The 20845-nt window shown below is 69.9% G+C and carries 12 protein-coding genes; 2 read left to right on the top strand and 10 right to left on the bottom strand.

Annotation, left to right across the window (positions count from 1 at the left end; genetic code table 11):
* Positions 1 to 2 precede the first annotated feature (2 nt).
* Genes IPK24_08015 through IPK24_07985 form a run of 7 tightly spaced genes read right to left on the bottom strand, consistent with a single transcriptional unit; the run spans position 3 to position 11406 of the window.
* Complete coding sequence (locus IPK24_08015; GenBank protein MBK8075497.1) at positions 3 to 1499, bottom strand: AMP-binding protein; 1497 nt, start codon at positions 1497 to 1499, stop codon at positions 3 to 5.
* Between the two features lie 9 nt (positions 1500 to 1508).
* A complete protein-coding gene (locus IPK24_08010) occupies positions 1509 to 2429 on the bottom strand; it encodes an LLM class flavin-dependent oxidoreductase (GenBank protein MBK8075496.1) in 921 nt (306 codons plus the stop codon).
* 46 nt (positions 2430 to 2475) lie between these two features.
* Positions 2476 to 3297, bottom strand: coding sequence for an ABC transporter permease (locus IPK24_08005; GenBank protein ID MBK8075495.1), 822 nt, complete (start codon positions 3295 to 3297; stop codon positions 2476 to 2478).
* Positions 3294 to 4130 (bottom strand): ABC transporter permease, encoded by an 837-nt coding sequence (locus IPK24_08000; GenBank protein ID MBK8075494.1) that lies wholly within the window; start codon positions 4128 to 4130, stop codon positions 3294 to 3296. The genes IPK24_08005 and IPK24_08000 overlap by 4 nt, the downstream gene beginning before the upstream one ends.
* Complete coding sequence (locus IPK24_07995) at positions 4114 to 5109, bottom strand: ATP-binding cassette domain-containing protein (GenBank protein ID MBK8075493.1); 996 nt, start codon at positions 5107 to 5109, stop codon at positions 4114 to 4116. Before IPK24_07995 ends, IPK24_08000 begins: the two co-directional genes overlap by 17 nt.
* 46 nt (positions 5110 to 5155) lie before the next feature.
* A complete protein-coding gene (locus IPK24_07990) occupies positions 5156 to 5920 on the bottom strand; it encodes a thioesterase (GenBank protein ID MBK8075492.1) in 765 nt (254 codons plus the stop codon).
* Positions 5920 to 11406 carry an SDR family NAD(P)-dependent oxidoreductase gene (locus tag IPK24_07985; GenBank protein ID MBK8075491.1) on the bottom strand — a complete coding sequence of 1829 codons (5487 nt, stop codon included), beginning with the start codon at positions 11404 to 11406 and terminating at the stop codon, positions 5920 to 5922. The genes IPK24_07990 and IPK24_07985 overlap by 1 nt, the downstream gene beginning before the upstream one ends.
* A gap of 347 nt (positions 11407 to 11753) precedes the next feature.
* Between IPK24_07985 and IPK24_07980 the strand changes: the two genes are divergently transcribed.
* Positions 11754 to 17345 carry an SDR family NAD(P)-dependent oxidoreductase gene (locus IPK24_07980; GenBank protein MBK8075490.1) on the top strand — a complete coding sequence of 1864 codons (5592 nt, stop codon included), beginning with the start codon at positions 11754 to 11756 and terminating at the stop codon, positions 17343 to 17345.
* A gap of 31 nt (positions 17346 to 17376) precedes the next feature.
* Positions 17377 to 18420, top strand: a complete 1044-nt coding sequence (locus IPK24_07975; protein MBK8075489.1) for a helix-turn-helix transcriptional regulator — start codon at positions 17377 to 17379, stop codon at positions 18418 to 18420.
* Here the strand turns inward: IPK24_07975 and IPK24_07970 are convergent.
* The 3 genes from IPK24_07970 to IPK24_07960 are packed head-to-tail and all read right to left on the bottom strand — an operon-like array spanning position 18413 to position 20569.
* Positions 18413 to 19456: an HAD-IIIC family phosphatase gene (locus IPK24_07970; GenBank protein MBK8075488.1), complete on the bottom strand. Its 1044-nt coding sequence runs from the start codon at positions 19454 to 19456 to the stop codon at positions 18413 to 18415. The genes IPK24_07975 and IPK24_07970 overlap by 8 nt on opposite strands.
* Positions 19453 to 19677, bottom strand: coding sequence for an acyl carrier protein (locus IPK24_07965; protein MBK8075487.1), 225 nt, complete (start codon positions 19675 to 19677; stop codon positions 19453 to 19455). The genes IPK24_07970 and IPK24_07965 overlap by 4 nt, the downstream gene beginning before the upstream one ends.
* Before the next feature lie 37 nt (positions 19678 to 19714).
* On the bottom strand, positions 19715 to 20569 hold the full coding sequence (locus IPK24_07960) for an NAD-binding protein (GenBank protein MBK8075486.1): 855 nt from the start codon (positions 20567 to 20569) through the stop codon (positions 19715 to 19717).
* Between the last annotated feature and the right edge of the window lie 276 nt (positions 20570 to 20845).

Below are 20845 nucleotides of genomic sequence, written 5' to 3'. Positions count from 1 at the left end.
CGTCAGCCGCCCAGCAGCCGGGCACAGACCGCCCGATCGACCTTGCCGCGGTCGTTGCGAGGCAGGCTGTCGAGGTGCTGGTACCGCTTGGGGATCATGTGCACCGGCAGGTGCGCCAGCAGCCGCTCGCGCACCTGCCGGGCGGTCAACGACTCGCCGGTGTAGGCGGCCGCCAACACGCCGCCGCCCGCATCGTCGGCGAGCAGGACCACGACCGCCTCGTGCACCCCGGCCCACGTCCGCAAGGCAGCCTCCACCTCCGGCAGCTCCACCCGCTGTCCCATGACCTTGACCTGGTTGTCGAGCCTACCCAGGTGCACGAGCACGCCGTCCTGCTCGGTCACGCGATCACCGGTGCGATACCAGGCGCTGCTCGGGACCGGCCCGCCCAACTCGCCGTCGTCGTCCGGGGCGAACCTGCCCTCGTCGTCCGCAGGGTCGAGATAGCCGTCGAAGCGCTGGGAGCCGCGGACCTGCAACTCGTCGTCCGGCCCCAGTCGCGCCTGCAGGTGCGGGAACGGGGTGCCGATCGGCACGGTTCCGTTGCCGGTCCGAGGCCACTGCGACCGTTCCCGGGGCATCCGATACGACGTCGCCAGAACCGTCAGCTCCGTGGGTCCGTAGGCGTTGTCGAGCGTGCTCCCCGGCGCCGCGTCAGCCCACATCGCGGCTTGCCGCAGCGTGAGTTGCTCGCCGCAGAACACGCTGGATCGCAGCGAGGGCATGGCTGCGGGAGTGAGCAGACCGCTGTCCGCCGCAAAGGCGATCATCGATGGCACCGAGCACCAGTGGGTGACCCCGTGCCGGTTGACGAAGGAGACCGGATCGAAGAGGTCGTCCTCGCTCGGCACGATCAGCGCGGCCCCGGCTCCCCAGGCCAGGAACAGGTCCAGCACCGAGGGATCGAAGGTGAGCCGGAAGGTCTGGCTGAGCCGCGCATCACGATCCACTCGATAGAGGTCCAGGCAGTGCCGCACCAGATCGTCCAGGTGCCGGTGCCGAATGGGGACGCCCTTGGGCATCCCCGTCGAGCCCGAGGTGAACAGGATGTAGGCCACGTCGTCCGGGCCGGGCTCCCGATCGGTGGCGGGATCGGTCGCCGGACCGCCACAGCGCAGCGTCTCGTCGAGCCACGCTCGACCGAACCGCAGCACCGGGCGCCCGATCGCCGCGCCGACGGGCTGATCCCGCTCGGCGACGACACCGTCCAACCCCGCCAACTCGGCGACCAGGGCCAGCCGTTGCTCGGGGTAGTGGGCGTCGAGGGGGACGACGACGCCGCCGCAGCGCAGGATCCCCAGGTAGGCGGCGTACGCCGTCAGGCTGCGCGCCGCCAGCAGCCCGACGCGGGGGCGCGCGGGGAGCGACCGGACGATGCGCGCCGCGATCGCCCGGGACAGGCGGTCGAGCTCCAGGTAGGTCGAGGGACGGTCCTCGACCACCAGCGCTACCCGGTCCGGGAACCGCCCCACCGCATCGGTGAACCAGGTGTGCAGCACGGCGACCTCCTAGGACGGCGCCGGGCCGTAGGCAGCCACGATGGCGTCGGCGAACTCCTCGAAGCTGTCGCCCAGCGGCGACACGATCGGCGTCGACCCGGCCGCACGGAACGCCGCCATCCGATCCTGGATGTAGTCGGCCGTGCCGATCATGCACAGATCACCGGCGTCGACCTCCCCGTAGGCCTCCATGACGTACCGGTAGTGCGGGATCAGGCGGTAGGCGCGCACCGTCTGGGAGAACTGTTCGAGGGCCTTGCCGGCGTTCACGCCGGTGTAGGTGGGCAGCAGGCTGATCACCTGGAAGTCGGCCGGGTCCTTGCCGAAGTCGGCGCAGGCCTGCTCCACGATCGGGGTGACCCGCTCGGCGATGTACCGCGGGGTGCACAACCAGAGCACCAGACCCTCGCAGAACTCGACCGCCAACCGGATCATGTGGGGGCGCAGGCCGGCCAGGACCAGCGGAGTGGTGGTGCGGGTCCCGACGTAGTGCATCCGCGCCGTGAAGTAGCGGCCCTCGCTCATCACGGTGCCGGTGTCGATCAACCCGGTGACGATCTGCAGGTACTCCCGCATCACCGCGATGGGCGGGCCCTGCCGCAGGCCGAGCACGTATTCGTTGATGAACTGGTGGCTGTAGCCGAGTCCCAGGACGAAACGGCCGCCGGACAGGTCGGCCAGACTCAGGGCGGCCTGGGCCATCGAGGCGGGGTGGCGGGTGTACACCGGCAGCACGGCGGTTCCGACGGTGGCCGACGGCGCGTGGGACAGATAGGCCGCGGCCACCACGAGGGAGTCCCGTTGGTCCGGTTGCTGTTCCAGCCAGATCTGGTCGACACCGAGGCTCTCGGCGATCTCGGCCCGGCCGGTCAACTCCTCGACCAACCCGAAGCGTGGGGAGATGACGATGGGCCGTTCTGCGGGCTTCATCTCGGCTCGTCCTCTCGTTGTCGTCGACCGCGGGGCGGTTCCCCGGTCAGAACTGGCTGAGTGTTCCGTTGACCTGCTGATGCCGCTCCGCGGCGCGGAAGGCGACCAGTCCCAGCGCCAGCCAGGCGGTCGAGGTGACCGCCGCGGCCACCACCTCGACCAGCAGCGGTGCCAGGGGTCGTGCGTCGAGCGTGAGGTGGCGGATCAGGTCCAGTGCCCAGGTGCCGGGCACCAGGTAGGTCGGCCAGCGGGCGGCGTCCGGCAAGAGGGTGAGCGGGAACATCACCCCCGAGAACACGACGAAGAACATCGTGGTCACCTCGACCAGGATGTCGGCCTGGCGCAGGGACAGCAGGGCCGCGGCAACCAGGTAGCCGAAACCGCAGTTGCCGATCACCAGCGCCACCACGGCCGGAAGACAGAGCAGGACGCCGAGCGGCGCGAAGGTGGCGTTCAACGCGGCGATCGCGATGGCGATGAGCACGATGCCCGCCGCGCCGCCGAACATGGTCCCGGTCAACACGGCGCCGACCACGTAGACGTGCCGCGGGGCAGGAGTGCTCCAGGAGTGTTCCATCACGCCGGTGACCCGGTCGGCGTCCAGGGTGTTGTACACACTGGTCACCGCTCCCACCGTGAGCGCCGCCGCGAGCACCCCGGTGCCGATCCAGCCGCCGAGATCGCCGGTCCCGGTCTCCCGCTCCAGGCCGAAGGACTGGTTCCCGACGACGAACGCGCTCCCGAGCAGCAGGGTGGGCAGGGCGAGTTGATACAGCGGGGTGAGCAGCACGGTGTTCACCATGCTCACCGGATAGCGCCGCTGGACCTGCCATTCCCGACGGACGACGGCAGCCCACTGCCGGATCAAAACTGCCCCAGCCGACCGCTGCGCCGCACCGCGCGCAGCGCGACATCCAGCATGATCAGCGCCAGCACACCGAACCCGAGCCCGGTTCCCAGCAGGAGCAGCGAACGGGACCACACCGATCCGGCGTCCATCAGGCCGAGCATCGCCCCCCGCAGCGTGTCCAGGATCACCGTGACGGGCAGGGCATGACTCACCGGGTGCAACCAACCCGGCAGGACGGCAACGGGATAGGTGATGCCGCACAGCAGCCCGATCAACCCACGCAGCACACCGTTGAACCCGGCGGAGTCGCGCACCCACATGACGAGGACGTTCACCAATCCCCCCAAGGCGAACAGGACCGGCATCGAGGCCACCATGATGGCGATACCGCTGAGCAGCTCCGACAGCCCCAGGGGGACGCCGAACACCAGGCGCAGCATGAGTCCCACGGCCGCGAACTCGAGAGCCGTCGGGATCAGATACGCCAGACTCGGGCCGTAGAGCAACGTGAAACGTGAGACGGGCGTGAGGAACAGGCTCTCGAGTGACCCTTGCATCCGTTCGGCCCGCAGGGCCGCTCCCGGCCCCCAGATCATCGTGGTCACCCACATGAAGACCGCCCAGCCGAGGTAGATGAACCCCGCGAGACTGTCGGTGCCCGAGCGCTGTGCAAACGCCTCGGTGGCCGCCGGATCATTACCCTCGAAGCCCTGGGCCTGGGCCCAATAGGCCAGGGGCATCAGGATCGTCTCCAACAGGAGCATCACGGTGTTGGGCCAGTACCGCAGCATCACCAGGGATTCCTTGCGCACCGTGGCGAACAGGGCCACGGCCTCACGGGGTGTCGGCATCGACGTTCAGCCTCCTCCCGGTGAGGGTGAGGAAGACGTCCTTGAGGCTGACCGACTCGTTCTCCACCCGCAGCACGTCCACCTGGTGCCGCTGCGCCACGCCGATCAGTCGCGGCACCAGTTCGTCGCCGCCCGAGCCCATCAGCGTGAGGACGACGGTGCCGCCGGCTTCGGTGACCACGCCGTCCACCGTCGTCCTCGCCGTCTCACCCAGATCGCGCAGCGCTCGCTCCAACTGACCGGGCGACTCCACCCGCACGTGCGCGTGCACCACCCGGCTGGCCCCGACCGCGCGCTTCAGCTCTGCCGGCGTCCCCTCGCCGGCCAGCCGTCCGGAGTCGATGATGCCGACCCGGGTGGCCAGCATGTCGGCCTCGGCCATGTCGTGCGTGGTCAGCAGGATCGTGTGGCCCGCTTCGCGGAATCGCAGGATGTGCTCCTGCATGCCCTGTGCCGCACGGGGATCGAGGCCGCTGGACGGCTCGTCGAGCAGCAGGACCCGTGGCCGGTTGAGCAGGGCTCGGGCCAGGACCAATCGCTGCCGCAGCCCCGTCGACCAGGTCTCGATGTGCTCATCGGCCCGGTCCGCGATGTCCAACAGTTCGAGTACCTGCTCGATCCGGCCGCGGGCTCGCCGACGGGATTGGCCGTGGAGCGCGGCGAAGTACTCGAGGTTCTGCCGGGCGGTGAGCTTCCAGTACACGCTGCGCTCGCCGCCGAGGGCCACGCCGAGCAGTGCCCGGGTCTCTCGGCGGTGGGTTGCGGAGTCCAGGCCGCACACCCTCACCTGACCGGAGGTGGGCTCGAGCAGCGTGGCGATCATCCGCACCGTGGTCGACTTGCCGGCACCGTTCGGGCCCAGCAAGGCGTAGACCTGGCCCGCGCCGATGGTGAGGTTCAGGCGGTCGACGGACGGGAGCACCGGCCCGTGAGTCCCCCGGCGGCGGGGGTACACCTTGGTGACGTCGATGAGTTCGATGGCCGGCTGCGCGCCGGCGTCCCCGATCGACGCCTGCAGATGGGTGCTAGCAGAGAGCACGGCGGATCACCTCGAGGATCATCCCCTGGGCCGTGGCCGAGGGAAAGTGGCCTCCCGGGATCACGACCGAGGCGAACGGGCCGCGGGTGATCCGGCTCCACTCCTCCTGGGTCGCCACGGGAACGCTCGCATCGGCGCTGCCGACGAGAGCCGTGACCGGGCAGTCGAGCTCCGGTACGGATGCCCAGGGAAAGGTCTCGACCAGCTGAAGGTCGGCTCGGGCCGTCGCGATCACGAGCTCCGCCAGGTCGGGATGGTCCAGCACCTCGACCGGCATCCGACCGTAGCCGAACATCTTGGCCAGGAAGGGTTCCCGCGGCAGGTGATGAATGGGGAAATCCGGGTCGGGACGGCTGGGGGGACGCGAGGCGCTGACGAACACGTGCAGCGGCACACGCCGTGAGAGCCGGCTCCCGAGGGAGGCCAGCAGGTAGGCCATGTAGGCCCCGGCGCTGTGCCCGAAGACGGCGTACGAGCGTCCGTCGAGGTGCTGGTCGAGCAGGGCCATGACCTGCTCGGCGACGACCGACAGATCGGTGGTCGGCGCTTCGCGGAAACGTCCCTCACGACCGGTCAGTTGCACCGGCCACACCTCGACACCGTGCACCGCCAGCTGCGGAACCCATTCTCGATAGGCCGATGCGGCCCCGCCGGCGTAGGGAAAGCAGACCAGCACGGTCTCGGCCCCCGGAGTGGGGCGGGTGTACTGCACCCACGGCTCCAGCCGGGCCGTCTCGGCGGCTGTGCCCATCAGGGGGCCACGGTGTCGGCGGTGTTCGACCGGCCGTCGATGAACTCGGCCAGCTCGTGCACCGTGGGGTGGTCGAACAGGATGGCGATCGGGAGGTCGACGTCGAGCGTCTCGCGGATCCGAGAGGCGAGCTGCACCGCCACCAGGGAGTTGCCCCCGAGTTCGAAGAACACGTCGTGGATCCCGACCTCCGGCACCCCCAGCGCCGACCCCCACAGTGAGGCGATGGTGCGCTGCAACGGTGTCGACGGCGGCACGTACTCGGTGTCGACCAGACGCTCGGCCGAGCCGGTGAGCGGCAGGTCGTCCAGTTCGCGCTGCACCACATCGATGGTGAGCGACTGGGTCCGGCGCAGGTTCCGATGGATCCCCTCCGGCACGACCAGCAGGTGCGGGGCGGGCCGCCAGTGCAGGATCCGGCGCAGGACGTCACGACCGAGCTGTGGCGTCACGCTGACGTCGTCCAGGGCGTCCCCGGTCGTCGGCGGCGCCACCGGCTCGTTGTCCGGATCCCTGGGGCGGGCATCGACCGCCTCCCGGATGGCCGTGGGGTCCACCCGCCGCTCGGCGTACTCGTCGATGTCGACGATCGCCTGGCCGTCCTCGTGCATCAGCCTGATCGCCATCCGGTCGATCTGCGCCCCGGGCTCGGCCAGGTGACGGATGTGCACCCAGAATCGTGCCGGAATCGGTTCGTACGACCGCAGTCTCCCGTAGCTGAACGGCAGGTAGCTGTCACCGCTCTCCCGTCGCTCCGGCGCGCAGTTCGCCTCGGCGACCGCGGTGTCCAGCAGAGCCGGGTGCAGGTGATGGCGACCGCACTCGGGCCAGTACGCCTCGCCGAGTTCGATGGAGGACAGCTCCTCCCGCTCACCGGCGTACGTCGCCCTGATGAGACCCGTCCAGTGGGCACCGTGATCGATCAGGCTCCCGGTCGACCGCAACTGGTCGGCTGTGGTCGCCAGCAGGGTGCACCGGGCCTTGATCGCCTCGAGGTCGTGCACCGGCGCGGTGGCAGCCCCGGCAGCCACGACCCGGCACCGCAGCCGCTCGGTGCGCGTGAGCCCGTCGACCGGGCCTGCGGTCACGCTGACCTCGTGGCCCGTTCCGTCGGGGCGTAGCGTCACCTGGATCTCGGTCGGCCCCGTCACCCCGATGGGGCCGATGAACACCACGTCCCGGATCTCGGGGACGGCGCCGACGGTTTCACGGTAGGCGGCGTCCACCATCTCCAACAGGCCGGTGCCGACCACGACGTCCCTGCCCTGCAGCCGGTGCTCCGAGGCGATCCAGTGGCGGCCGGGCTCGAGAACCGTGAGGAACACCGTCGCGTCCCCGGGCGCCACCAGGCGCCGATCGAGCAGCGGGTGATCGACGTCCTCGTACCGAGCCCCGGTCTGCAGCCGGCGAAAGGCCTGGGGCGCAGCGTCGACCCGATCGGCCGACATGCCGGAATCCGTCCACTGGGTCCAGCCGATGGAGATCACCGATCGCCCGTGGTGCGTGGCCCAACGGGCGAAGCTGTCCATCACGTTGTTGGCAGCGCAGTAGTCCACCTGTCCGAAGCTGCCGGTCGCCGCGGTCAGCGAGGAGAACAAGGCGATGAAGTCCACCTCGTCGCCGAGCAGTCGGTACAACGCCATCGTCCCGTGGACCTTGGGGGCGAGCACCCCGGCGGCGTCCTCGTCGGAGCGGACGGCCATCATGGCGCCGCCCGCCACCCCCGCACAGTGGAACACCCCGCGGATCGCACCATGGCGGCGGTGCACCTCCTCGACCACCCCGGCCAGGGCGGCCTCGTCGGCCACGTCGCAGGCGAAGGTCTCGACGGTGCACCCCTGTCCCTCCAGGGCGAGCAGCCGATCGATGCTCCGGCGTCGGCCGGGATCGGTGGCGGGGTCGGCGACCAGGCGCTGCCACTCCTCACGGGGCGGTACCGGTGTCCGGCCGATCAACACCACGGTGCTGGGTGCGCTCGCCAGCTCCTCGGCCACCGTGAGGCCGATCGCGCCGAGCCCCCCGGTCACCAGGTAGGTGCCCTGAGGTGTCACCGGCACCGGTGGTTCGTCCAGCGGCACCATCCGATAGTCCAGCCGCCAGCGTTTGCGCCCTCGCCACCCCACCTGGGCATGCTCGTCGGCCACCGTGAGTTCACCGATGAGCTGCCGCGCCACCTGTTCCGGGGCGGGACCACCCGACAGGTCGAGGTCGATACTGCGCGCCGTCACATCCGGGATCTCCCGAGCAGCCAGCATCATCGGCCCGAGCAGTGCGGCCTTCACCGGCTCGAGGGGCTCGGTTCCCGAGATCTCCTGAAGGTTGGTGGACACCACGTGCAGTCGGGTTGCGCTGTCGCTGCGGCGCCGAGCCAACTGCTGCCCCAGGTGCAACAGGCTGTAGAACGACCGCGCGAGGCCCTCGTCGAGGGCGGCCGGATCGATCGGGTCCTCGACCGTCTCGGTCAGACACCAGGCGTGGACGATGTCACTCGGTGGCGCCGGGAGGTCGTCGATCACGGCGGCCAGGTCCTCAGCGGATCCTGGACGCATCGTGAACTCGGAACCGTTGCAGGAGAAGGCATTCCCAGGGTGGACGACGGTGACGTCGGCACCGCCCGACCGTAACTCCCGGATCAGCGCGGCAACTATCGGATGCCCGCTGTCGAAGACCAGGAACGGCGCGCCGTCGACCGAGCCGGCCGGCGTCGCCAACGGTTCGTCACGCCAATAGGGCGCAAAGGTGCACCGATGCGCCGGCAGCGGCCAACCGACCTCGTCGTCCACCTCTGCGTCGAGGCGTGTCACCGGATCCGGCTCGGCCCAGTATCGCTGCCGTTCGAAGGGATAGGTGGGCAGGGCGACCCGTCGGGCGGCCCCGGTCCGAGTCAGCCAGGCCACCTCGACGCCGTGACACCACAGCGCCCCGAGAGCCTCGGCGAAGACCTCGTCGTCGCCGCGCGATTGCAGCCGGTGCCGCATCGTCGTCACGGTCGCCACGCCGGCACCTTCTCGGCACTGACGTACCAGCCTGGTCATCGCGTCTCCCGGACCGACCTCGACGAACAGGGTGGTCTCGTCCTCGGCCAGGGTGGCGACACCGTCCGCGAAGTGGACGGTCGATCGCAGTTGGCGACGCCAGTACCGCGGGTCGACGGCCTCCTCGTCGGTGATCTGCCGCCCGGTGACGTTCGACACGAACGGGATCCGGGGTGGGCTCAGCCGCACGCCCCGCACCACCGACTCGAACTCGTCCAGGCACGGATCCATCGAGGCCGAGTGAAAGGCGTGGGACGTCGCCAGTTCGGCGCACGAGGTGCCCTGCGTCTCGAGTCGCGCACGGAGCGCCGCGATCGCCTCGACGGTGCCCGACACGACACTCGCCCGGGGGCTGTTCACCGCCGCCACCGCGACGTCCGGGGGAAGGGTCGAGCCCAGCAGGTAGGCCGGCAGGTCGACGGCGAGCATCGCCCCAGGAGCCATCTGCTGCATGAGCCGCCCGCGTTCGGCCACCACGGTCAACGCATCGCGGAGTCCCAGGACCCCCGCCAGACACGCTGCCACGTACTCCCCGAGCGAGTGCCCGATCATGACGGTCGGCCGGACCCCGGCCTCGTGCAGCAACCGGGCCAGGGCGTACTCGACGGCGAACAGTGCCGGTTGGCAGTACCGCGTCTGGCGCAACCGGTCTGCAGCCGCCTCGGTCTGCTCGGGGGACGGGAAGAGCAGGCTCGACAGATCGATGTCGAGTTGCCCGTGCAGCAGGGCGGCACACTCGTCGAGGGCCTCCCGGAAGACCGGCTCGGTCCGGTACAGATCGCGCCCCATACCGGGGAACTGCGTCCCCTGGCCGGGGAAGACCATCGCGATCGGGCGTCCCACCACGGCCTTGGCCGCCAGCTGCCGGCGCGATCCCCCAGCCGACAACGCGGCGGCAGCCTCGGACAGGTCGGCGGCGGCCACCGCTCGGCGGAAGCCGAAGGCCGCCCGGCCCGCGTGGGCGGTGAAGGCCACATCCCGAAGGTCGAGGTCCGTTCGCCGGCCGAGGGTTTCGCCGAGCTCCCGGGCCGCCGTGGCGGCCGCTTGCTCACTGCGAGCGGAGAGCGGGATCACGTGCCACCGACGCTCCGGTACCGGCGTCGGCGGAGCCGGCGCGCGCGGTGGAGCCTCCTCGACGACCACGTGGACGTTGGTGCCACCGATGCCGAAGGAGCTGACGCCGGCGCGCCGAGGCCGATCGCCCCGGGGCCAGGGGGTGAGCTGCGTCACCACGTGGAACGGGCTGGACGCGAGGTCGAGATTCGGATTGGGCGTGTCGTAGTTGATGTTCGGTGGGATCGCCTGATGCTCCAGGGCCAGGCAGACCTTGATCAGTCCGGCGATGCCGGAGGCCGGACCGAGGTGCCCGATGTTGGCCTTCACCGAACCGATCGGGCAGAGGCTCGCCTCGGTCGCCCCGGCGATACGGAATGCCTTGGTCAGGCCGGCCACCTCGATCGGGTCACCCACCAGTGTCCCGGTGGCATGTGCCTCGACGAACCCGATGGAGTCCGCGCCGACCTGCGCCGTGGCCAGGGCCTCGACGATCAACTGAGCCTGCCCGAGCACCCCGGGAGCGGTGAACCCGGCCCGGTTCCCGCCGTCGTTGTTGACCGCCGAACCCCGCAGGACGGCGTACACGTGATCGCCGTCGGCCAGGGCATCGCCCAGTCGCTTGAGTGCCACCACCCCCACTCCGCTGCCGAAGATGGTCCCGGAGGCCTTCGCGTCGAACGGGCGGATGTGACCGGTGCGGGTGTAGATGCTGCCGTCCACCCACAGGTGCCCCACACGATCGGGTAGCTCGATCTCCACCCCACCGGCGACCGCATAGTCACACTCACCACTGCGCAGCAACTGCGAGGCCGTGTGGACGGCCAGCAGCGAGGTGGAGCACGCGCTCTGCACCGTCAGGCTGGGGCCCTGGAAGCCCAGACGGTAGGACACCGCGGTGGCCAGATAGTCCGGGTGGCTCCCGACACCGATCGCCATACTCCCGACGGCATCGCCGAGAGCCTTGTTCCGACGCACATATCGCTCGCCGTAGAAGTTGTTCGACATACCCCCGACCACGCCCACCAGTCCCTGGATGCGGGCCGGGTCATAGCCACTGTCCTGGACAGCGGCGTAGCACGTCTCCAGGAACCAGCGGATCTGCGGGTCCCGGGTCTGAGCCTCACGCGGGGTGTCACCGAAGAATCGGGCGTCGTAGTACTCCATGTCCTCCATGCAGAACGCGGCATTGACGTAGTGGGGCTGCCGGAACTCCTGCGCGGGAACGCCACTGGCGGTCAGGTCGTCCTCGGTCAGCCACGTGACCGACTCGACGCCGTCGACGAGGTTCTGCCAGAACTGCTGCGGGTTGTTGGCCCCCGGGAATCGACAGGCCATCCCGACGACGGCGATGTGATCGTTGGCTGAGAGCGGGGCCACCTCGGGCTGTTCGGGCATCCACAACCGCCTCTCACCAAGGCCTACCGACGCCCACGGGCACCTGTACGTCCATCGATGTCGGTCGCGCCCGCCCGCAGGGTGATCCCGGACAGAACGTCCTTCCGGACAGTAGGTGCGCCCGCCGGTCGCCGGAATGTCTCATTAAGTCGACCCGAGAGTGACGTCGTCACAAGAGGAGCATCCCCCGCGTTCGGTACCGCACATCCAGGACGTGCCGTGGTCCAAAGACGGACATGCCGGTTCACGCAACCCCCTCCTACAGTCGGCCTTCGGTGCACCCGGCCCGGGCAGCCAGCTGCCTCCGGCGCTGCGGGCCACGCGCCGGCGATCCGAAGGAGTGGGTCATGGGCGCTGCCGACCGGGGAACCGCAGCAGGTCACCGGATTGCCATCATCGGCATGGCCGGGCGCTTTCCGGGTGCGGTCGACCTCGACCAGTTCTGGGAGAACCTCGTCGAGGGCGTCGAATCGCTCACCGAACTCGACACCGAGCGACTCCGGGCCGCCGGGGTCCCCGAGCAGCGGTTCACCGACCCCAACTACGTTCGGCGGGTCCCGCTGCTGGACGACATCGAGGGGTTCGACGCCAAGTACTTCGGCTATCACGCTCGAGAGGCCCAGGTCGCCGACCCGCAGCAGCGGATCTTCCTGGAGGTCTGCAACACGGCCCTGCAGCACGCCGGGTACGACCCGTCGCGCTACCCGGGCCGGATCGGGGTGTTCGGCGGTGGTGCCCCGAACACCTACAGCCACGACTTCGTCTACGAGAACCAGAGCGTGCGCGACGCCGTGGGCGACATCGGCATCGAGATCAACAACGCGCCCGACTATCTGGCCACCCGAGTCGCCTACACCTTGGGTCTGACCGGTCCTGCGGTCTCGGTCGTCACGGCCTGTTCCACGGCCCTGGTGGCGGTCCACCTGGCCTGTCGATCCCTGACCGCCGGCGAGTGTTCGATGGCGATCGCGGGGGCAGTGAACATTCGCACCCCGCAGGAGAAGGGGTACACCTGGGCCGAGAACAGCATCTACTCACGCGACGGGCACATCCGCACGTTCGATGCCGAGGCCTCAGGGACGAACTTCGGCTACGGCGCCGGGACGGTTCTGCTCAAGCGGTACGAGGACGCCGTCGCCGACGGCGACACCATCCACGCGGTGATCATCGGCTCGGCGATGAACAACGACGGGGCCAACCGCGCCAGCTTCGGTGCCCCGAGCCCGGAGGGCCAGACCGTGGTCATCTCCGACGCCCTGCGTGATGCCGGTGACCTCGATCCCGACACGATCGGATACGTCGAGGCGCACGGAACCGGCACCGCCGTCGGGGATCCGATCGAGGTCGAGGCGCTGTCGACCGCCTACCGACTCGGCGGCGCACGCGGCGTGCAGGCGATCCCGATCGGCAGCGTCAAGACCAACATCGGCCATCTCGGAGCTGCAGCCGGCATCCCGAGCCTGATCAAGGTGGTGCTCGCGATCCAGCACCGCCGGTTGCCCGCCACGCTGCACTACTCCCAGCCCAATCCCCGAATTCCCTTCGCCCAGACCCCGTTCCACGTGTGCCGGCGGCTGCGGCCCTGGCCACACCTGGACGCTCCACTGCGGGCCGGGGTCAGTTCGTTCGGCATCGGTGGCACCAATGCCCACCTGATCCTGGAGGAGCCGCCGGCGGCCGAACCAGCCGACACGACCGACAGGGTCGACACGACCGACACGGCCGACAGGGCCGACACGGGGCGGGCATGGCAGATCCTGCCGCTGTCGGCGAAGACGGCCACCGCGCTGGAGGACCTGAGATCCCGGACCGCCCAGCACCTCGGGCAGAGCACGGCGCCCGATCTCGCCGATGTGGCCTTCACCCTCCAGCTGGGTCGACCCGAGCTGGCGCACCGTGCGGTGGCGGTCTGCGGCGAGGGCGTCGATGCCGCGGCGGCGCTACGTAACGCCCCCAGTCATCAGGTGCCCCCGCGGACCACCCCGGACCTGGTCTTCCTGTTCCCCGGGCAGGGTGCCCAGCGGGTGGGGATGGCAGCCGACCTGTACCGCACCGAGCCCGTCTTCCGCGAGGCGTTCGACACCTGCGTGCAGCTGGCGGCACCACACCTGGACGGCGACCTGGCCCAGCTGGTGCTGGGGCTGGGCGATGTGTCCGTGGACGAGCTCAGCGAACAGTTGCGCCAGACGCGGTTCACCCAACCGGCGCTGTTCACGGTGGAGTACGCGCTGGCCCGACTGTTGGAGGACTGGGGTGTGCAGCCGACCGCCATGGTCGGCCACAGTGTGGGAGAGATCGTCGCGGCGTGCCTGAGCGGGGTGTTCTCCCTGCCCGCAGCCGTGGAATTCGTGGCGGTTCGGGGGCGACTGATCCAATCCATGCCACCCGGCGGGATGCTGGCCCTGCCCTCGAGTGAGGCGGATGTCCTGCCCATCCTGCCCGACTCCCTGAGTATCGCCTCGATCAACGGCCCCCACGCCACAGTTGTGGCCGGTCCACGCGACGAGCTCGAGGACCTGCACCAGCTGCTCGCCCGCACCGGGACGCACGCGACGATGCTGCAGACGTCGCATGCCTTCCACTCGGCCATGCTCGACCCGATGCTCGATGATCTGCGCGCCGCCGCCGAACGCGCCGAACCCAAACCGCCGGCCCGGCGCTTCGTCTCGACCGTCACGGGCGACTGGATCACCGACGAGCAGGCCTGCAGCCCGGACTACTGGGCACGCCAGGCCCGGCTGCCCGTCCGATTCGCCGATGCGATCCGCACGGTGGCGACCCGCTCCGCGGTGTTCCTCGAGGTCGGCCCCGGGCACAGCCTCGCCACCCTCGTGCGCGGCAATGTCGACCGTGGCGACGGCATCACGGCCGTCAGCGCCTCGGCCGGAGCCGGGCGTCAGGAGACGTCGCAGGAACAATCGATGGCCGAGGCGATCGGGCATCTGTGGACCCGGGGGATCGCCGTCGACTGGTCCCGACTGCACACCGGCAGCCGACGCCGCCGCGTCCCACTGCCCAGCTATCCCTATGAGCGAGAACGATTCTGGGTCGAGCCGGATCCTCCGGGGCAGCACCCGGTCTCGGCGGTCACCCACTCGACGGGCGAGGAGGTGCCCAGCGACGACCCGCTCTCGCGCATCACCTTCCTGCCGTCCTGGCGGCAGCGTCGCTGCCCACCGCCACCCGCCGAGGCCGCGGCGTCCGGTCCATGGCTGGTGTTCACCCCTGGCCACGGGCCGGCCGAGGAGGTCGCGCAATCACTGCTGCGGCGCGGCAACCGGGTGGTGCGAGTCAGCCCGGGCACCTCCTTCACCGACCTCGGTGACGAGCACTACCAGGTGTCGACGACGCACCGACCCGACTACGAGGAGCTGCTCGAGACACTCGATGCCATCGGGGCACGTCCCACGGCGGTCGTGCACGGCTGGACCGCGACTGCACCCGTCGAGGACCCGCTGGCCCTGGACCAGGTGCACGCCGTCCGCGACGCCGGGTTCACCAGCGCTCTGTGTCTGTCGCAGGCGATCGCCATCCGCTGGCCGGGCGCATCGGTGGCGATGCGGCTGCTCACGAGCAACGGCGCCGACGTCACCGGTACGGATGTAGTGGAACCGGCCAGGGCGCTGCTCCACGGCCCGGGGCGCGTGGTCCCGATCGAGTTGGAGACGGTGAGCTGCCAACTCGTCGACCTGCCGGCGGACGAACCGGTGGACCTCCTGCTGCAGGAACTCGTGACACCGATCCGGGATCGGACCATCGCCTTTCGGGGCGGGCGACGGTGGGCGCTCGACTACGAGCCCGCCGTCGGGCTGCCCGCCGCCGTCACCCTGCCGCACGGTCTGCGACGACGCGGGGTGTACCTGGTCACGGGTGGCCTGGGCGACCTCGGGCTGCGCATCGCCGAGGAGTTGGCGCGAACCGCCGGAGCGCGGATGGTCCTCGTCGGCCGCACCCCGCTGCCGGATCACGACCAGTGGGAATCCCATCTCGCCGAACACGGCCCCGATGACCGGGTGAGCACCGTGATCGCGCGGGTGAGGGAGTTGGAACGGCTGGGCGCAGAACTGATCACGTGCGCTGCGGACGTCGCCGACGAGGCGTCGATGCGCGAGGTGGTCGACCAGGCCCACGAACGCTTCGGTCCGATCAACGGCGTGTTCCACGCTGCGGGGGTACCGGGCGGCGGCCTGGTGGCGATGAAGGGCCGGGAGCAGGCCGAGGCGGTGTTGCGACCCAAGGTCGACGGCACCCTGGTGCTGGACCGCCTGCTGCGCGAGGAGTGCGACCTCTTCGTGCTCTTCTCCTCGATCATCGCCGTCACCGGGGGGTACGGACAGGTCGACTACTGCGCCGCCAACTCCTTCCTCGACGCCTTCGCCCAGTCCCGCACCGGTGGCCGGGCGCATGTGCTCACGGTGAACTGGTGCGGGTGGCAGGGCATCGGCATGCTGGCCGGTGAGTTGCGTCAGCCGGCATCCTCGCCGTCCCCGGCACCTTCGACGCCGGTGCCCACGGCGTCGAGGACGGACGAGGATGCCGCGCCCACGGTGCGAGCGCTCTGGCCGCTGCTCGGAACGCGTGAGCCGGACGACGACCGGATCGTCTTCACCACCACCATCGGACCCGACTGGCACTGGGTACTCGCCGAACACCGCATGGGCGGGCGGCAGGTCTTCCCCGGCACGTCGTACGTCGAGATGATCACCTCGGCGTGCCGCGAGGCCACTGGAGGGGATGTCGTCGAGGTCCGCGATCTGATCTTCAGCCAGCCACTGGCCGTCGAGAGCCGACGCGAGATCCGTGTCCTGGGCGAACCCCGGGACGAACCGAACTGGTTCTCGTTCAGCGTGTTCAGCCGATCGCTGAGCTCACCGGACGCACCGTGGGAACGCCACGCGACCGCGTCTGCCGGAGTGATCACCGACGACGGCGACGTGCCGCGCCGGGCGCTCGACGAGATCGTGGCCCGCTGCCAGGGACCGTCCTGGACCCCCGACCTCACCGATCCGCAGAACATCGTCGTGTTCGGGCCTCACTGGCAGGTGATCGAATCGGTGACCCGCGGCGAGGCCGAGCAGGTGGCGCGGCTGACGCTGCCTGCCGGGGCCGACGAGGATTCCGGCGCCTTCGCCGTGCACCCGTCCCTGCTCGACGCCGCTACGGCGCTGAGCATGTATGCGCCCGAGGTCGCCGGTGAGGGAGAGAGCTTCCTTCCCATCGCCTACGACCGGATCCTCGTCCGCGAACAGCTGCCGAGGCAGGTCACGAGCCACGTTCGGTTCCGTGGTCGTACGGGCGGCATCAGCTCCTATGACGTCAGCCTCCTGGACGAGGACGGGCGTGAGGTCGTCGCGATCGAGGGCTTCTCGGTGCGGGCGGTCGACGTGTCCGGAATCCACGCGGCACTCGCGCCGTCCGAGGCCAAGCCCAGCGCGCCGACCCTCGGGCTGGCCCAGGAGGAGTTGCTGATCGACGCCGACGAGGCCACCCGGTTGCTGTGGCGCATGCTCGACACCCGCCGGGAGGCGCAGTACGTGGTGACCATCGAGTCGATCCCGGACAAGACCCGGCGTTTGGCGGGGATCGCCGCCCGCGTGGCGGCGGCCCTCTCGTCGGCCGAACGGGGCACCTTCGTCGGCGCTGCGAACCGTACGTCGTCCACCGCGCGATCGGCCCCCTCCCTCGACGTTGCCACGGCGACCGCCACCGAACGAGAGCTGTTGCCGCTGTGGGAAGAGGCCTTCGCCGCCGAACACCTGGGGCTGGACGAGGACTTCTTCGAGCTCGGGGGCAATTCCCTGGTCGCCGTCCAGCTCGCCGTGCGCATTCGAGACCACTTCCTGGTCAACGTTCCGGGCATCGCCGTCCTGGAGTACCCGACGGTCCGTCTGTTGGCAGAGTTCATCGACTCCTCACGGGCGCAGCGAGCGGAGGGCTGAGATGGGCCAGAGGGTGGAGCAGGGTCCGTCCGTGGAGAATCCGCCGGACCCCGACCAGGATCACGTGGCCCTGCGGGTGTACGCGGCGGCGCTGGAGCGGGACCGGTTGGACCTGACCACCCTGGCACCCTGCGACCTGGGCCTGACACCGACCGAGTTGTCCAGGGCCGTCGAGCGACTGCTGAGCATGAACCTGGTGCGCGCCGAGGACTCCCGGGCGCCCCTGGTCCTGAGTCCGGTCTGCCCCGACGTGGCCGCCGCCGGCCTGATCGGACCCCTCAGCGAGCAGATCCACCTTCAGCGCCAAGCGATCGGCCTGATCGAGCATCAGCTCGACCCGTTCCGATCCCACTACGACGCGGCGGCCTGTGCCGGCAGCGCCACGGCAGCCATCGCCGGGATGCCGACCGGCGCCGAGGTCCGCGATGGCCTGCGGGCTGCCGCCCTGGCCTGCCGCCGGGAATTCCTGGGGTGCCTGGACCAGGGCGCCGACGAACTCGCCTGGGTCGCGGCCCTGGCCGCTCGCGGCGTCCGCGTCCGCCTCCTGGTACCGCACGCCCTGCGCGCCGATCTGCAATCCCGGGTGCTCCTGAACGGCATCGTGGGTGCCGGTGGTGAGGTCGGCACGGTCGGCAGTCTGCCGCAGCGGCTGCTGGTCTTCGACGACGAGGCCGTATTCCTGCTCGAGGACGTGGCCGAGGCAGGGCCGTCGGGGGTCGTGATCCGCCACCACCCGACCATTCGGTTGATGCACGGCATGGCCGAGTCGATGTGGTCGGGGTCGCAGCCCTACTGCGCGGGACGGGTGGGCTACCAGGCGGTCGCCGACGACCTGCAGCGGGCCATCCTGGACATGATGGCGCGGGGCCTGACCGATGAGGTCATCGCCCGCCGGCTGGGCATCTCGGTCCGCACCTGCCGTCGTCACATCGCGAGCATTCTGGCCGAGTTGCGGGCCGTGAGCCGTTTCCAGGCCGGGGCGCTGGCTCTGGCCACCGGGCTGGTTCAGGTGCGCCAGTCACCTCCCGCCGGCACGGACCGCACCGGGGCCATGGCCGACTCCGCCGTCAGCTGACCCGCACCTCGACGTAGTCGGCCGGCTTCTGCACCAGGGCCAGATCCGATTCCAGGACGACGTGGGCGCCCTCGCGCTCCACCTCGACGAAACCCGCGAAGGCGTAGGTGATCTGCATGAGGCGATTACGTCCGGTCTCGATCAGGTCCGCGCGAAGCCTGACGCCGGCCTGCAGGGCGAGATCCATGATGTGGTTCAACAGAATCGTGCCGACCCCACGCGACATCGTCCGACAGGACATCAGCAGCAGTCGCAGGTGCCACGCCGGGCTGCCCAGTTCCACGAGGGCGAGGCCGATCGTGCCGTAACTGCCGAACCGGTCCTCCAGATCCGCGACCAGGAGGAGGTGATCCGGTTCGTGCACCAGGGCGTCCAGCTCGTCGTAGGTGTAGGTGCGTCCGGTGGAGTTGAGCTGGTTGGTGCGTACCGTCAGCTCCTCGGCCCGCTGGAGGTCGGAACGGTTGGCGCGCCGGATGCTGAAGACCATGCCCAGGCCGGACAGGAACTCCTGGTTCGTCCCCTCGAATTGCTGCTCGCTCTCGTCACGCGCCAGCTGGCTGCGGTACAGCTCGCGTCGGTGACGTGATTCCTCGGTGACGAAGCGCGGCGTGAACTCGGGCAGGTCCAGCCAGCACGTCGGGTCGGTGGGGTCCAGGCACAGCACGTCGGCGTGAGCATGGGCCACCTCGGCCCGCTCGAACTCCTGGTCGTCCGCGAAGGCGAGGGCGTCCAGCCCGAAGCTGAGTGCCCCGGCGATGCGCCGCACGGAGTCCGACTTGGCGTTCCAGGAGATCTGAGGGAAGAGGAAGTAGTCCAGCATCCCGACCTCGCGCAGCCGACTCAGCGCCGCCTCGGCGTCGTTGCGGCTGGCGATCGAGTGCAGGATCCCGCGGCGATCGAGCTCCTCCAGCGTCTCGCGCACTCCCGGGCGGACCGTGCACGGGTCACCCTCCAAGAGGATCCCGTCCCACACGGTGTTGTCGAGATCCCAGACGATGCACTTGATGCGGCCCTGGACCTCGGCGCCGGGCGTCATCGCGAGATGAGCCCGAGGTTGCGCACCACGAGCGCCGTCACCGATGACGCCTTGCGGAAGTTCTCCAATCGCAGTTCCTCCGCCGGCACCGCGAAGCCGAAGGTCGATTCGACGAAGACGACCAGCTCCATGGCGAACATCGAGTTCACGAAGCCGAGCGCGAAGATGTCGTCGTCCGGGGCGATGTCCTTGCCCGGGAAACGCCCCTGCATGAAGGCCATCACTCGTTCGAGCACCTGGTCATCGGACACGCTGCCCTCACCCTCCGCTCGGTGCGTAGTCGTAGAAGCCTCGGCCGGACTTGCGTCCGTGTCGCCCGGCATCGGTCAGCTGCTTCAACAACGGGCAGGGCCGGAACTTGTCGTCGCCGTAGTGCTCCTGCAGCACCTCGAGGCTGTACAGGATCGTGTCGACCCCGATCAGGTCCGCCGTCTCGAGCGGCCCCATCGGGTGGCCGAAACACCCGCGGAACACCTCGTCCACCGACGCGGCGTCCGCGACCCCTTCGTGAACCAGGAATGCCGCCTCGTTGACGGTGAGCATGAGGACGCGGTTGGAGATGAAGCCGCACGAGTCCCGCACCTCGACAGCGACCTTCCCCAGCTCCGACAACAGGTCTCGGGTGCGCTGCAGGGTCTCATCGCTGGTGTGTACGCCGGGGATCAGCTCGACCACCCGTTTGTGCGGCACCGGGTTCATGAAGTGGACGCCGACCACCCGGTCCGGACGTCGGGTCGCGGAGGCGATGCGCGTGATGGGGATCGCGGAGGTGTTGGCGATGAAGATCGCCCCCGGCGGGCAGACGTCGTCCAGCTGGTGGTACAGCACGCGTTTGGCCGCCCAGTCCTCGGTGATGTTCTCCACCACCAGGTCTGCCGCCGCCAAGGCCCCGACGCCCACCTGCAGTGAGACCGCGTTCGTCACCCGGGCCACGTCGACGGGCGGGCCGCCCAGGAACGCGCTGGCCCGGCAGTTGCGGTACAGCCGCTGTGCGGCGTCGTCGAGAACCTCCTGGCTCACGTCGACCAGGACGACCTCGTGACCGGCCTGGGCGAGGGACTGGGCCACGCCGACGCCCATCACCCCGGCACCGACCACCCCGGTGACCGCCATGACCCTCACCTCCTCAGCCGGCTCTCGTGCAGGTCTCGTGCAGGTCTCGTGCAGGTCTCGTGCACGTCTCACGCGGACACGCGCAAACCACGGCGTGCCTCATGGTCGCCACGGCACGACCGCGACGGAAGCGCTGGTGCTGGCAGGAGGTGGACGTCCAGTTCTTGACAGGAGCGAGCCTGGACCCGGCCAGCCGTAACGGGTTCACTCTGAGCCGAGGCGTGCCGCGTCCGTCGGGACACATGGTGGGCAAGACAGGTCGCCCGCTGCTCAGCG

The sequence above is a fragment of the Kineosporiaceae bacterium genome, from assembly GCA_016713225.1.
Lineage (GTDB): Bacteria > Actinomycetota > Actinomycetes > Actinomycetales > Kineosporiaceae > JADJPO01.
This window is presented reverse-complemented; position numbering and strand designations above follow the sequence as displayed.

Excerpts from the sequence above, each read along its gene's own strand:
- IPK24_07985 (MBK8075491.1), bottom strand. The coding sequence starts at position 11,406 with ATGCCCGAACAGCCCGAGGTGGCCCCGCTCTCAGCCAACGATCACATC.
- IPK24_08000 (MBK8075494.1), bottom strand. The coding sequence starts at position 4,130 with ATGCCGACACCCCGTGAGGCCGTGGCCCTGTTCGCCACGGTGCGCAAG.
- IPK24_07980 (MBK8075490.1), top strand. The coding sequence starts at position 11,754 with ATGGGCGCTGCCGACCGGGGAACCGCAGCAGGTCACCGGATTGCCATC.
- IPK24_08010 (MBK8075496.1), bottom strand. The coding sequence starts at position 2,429 with ATGAAGCCCGCAGAACGGCCCATCGTCATCTCCCCACGCTTCGGGTTG.
- IPK24_07960 (MBK8075486.1), bottom strand. The coding sequence starts at position 20,569 with ATGGCGGTCACCGGGGTGGTCGGTGCCGGGGTGATGGGCGTCGGCGTG.
- IPK24_07990 (MBK8075492.1), bottom strand. The coding sequence starts at position 5,920 with ATGGGCACAGCCGCCGAGACGGCCCGGCTGGAGCCGTGGGTGCAGTAC.
- IPK24_07965 (MBK8075487.1), bottom strand. The coding sequence starts at position 19,677 with ATGGCCTTCATGCAGGGGCGTTTCCCGGGCAAGGACATCGCCCCGGAC.
- IPK24_07970 (MBK8075488.1), bottom strand. The coding sequence starts at position 19,456 with ATGACGCCCGGCGCCGAGGTCCAGGGCCGCATCAAGTGCATCGTCTGG.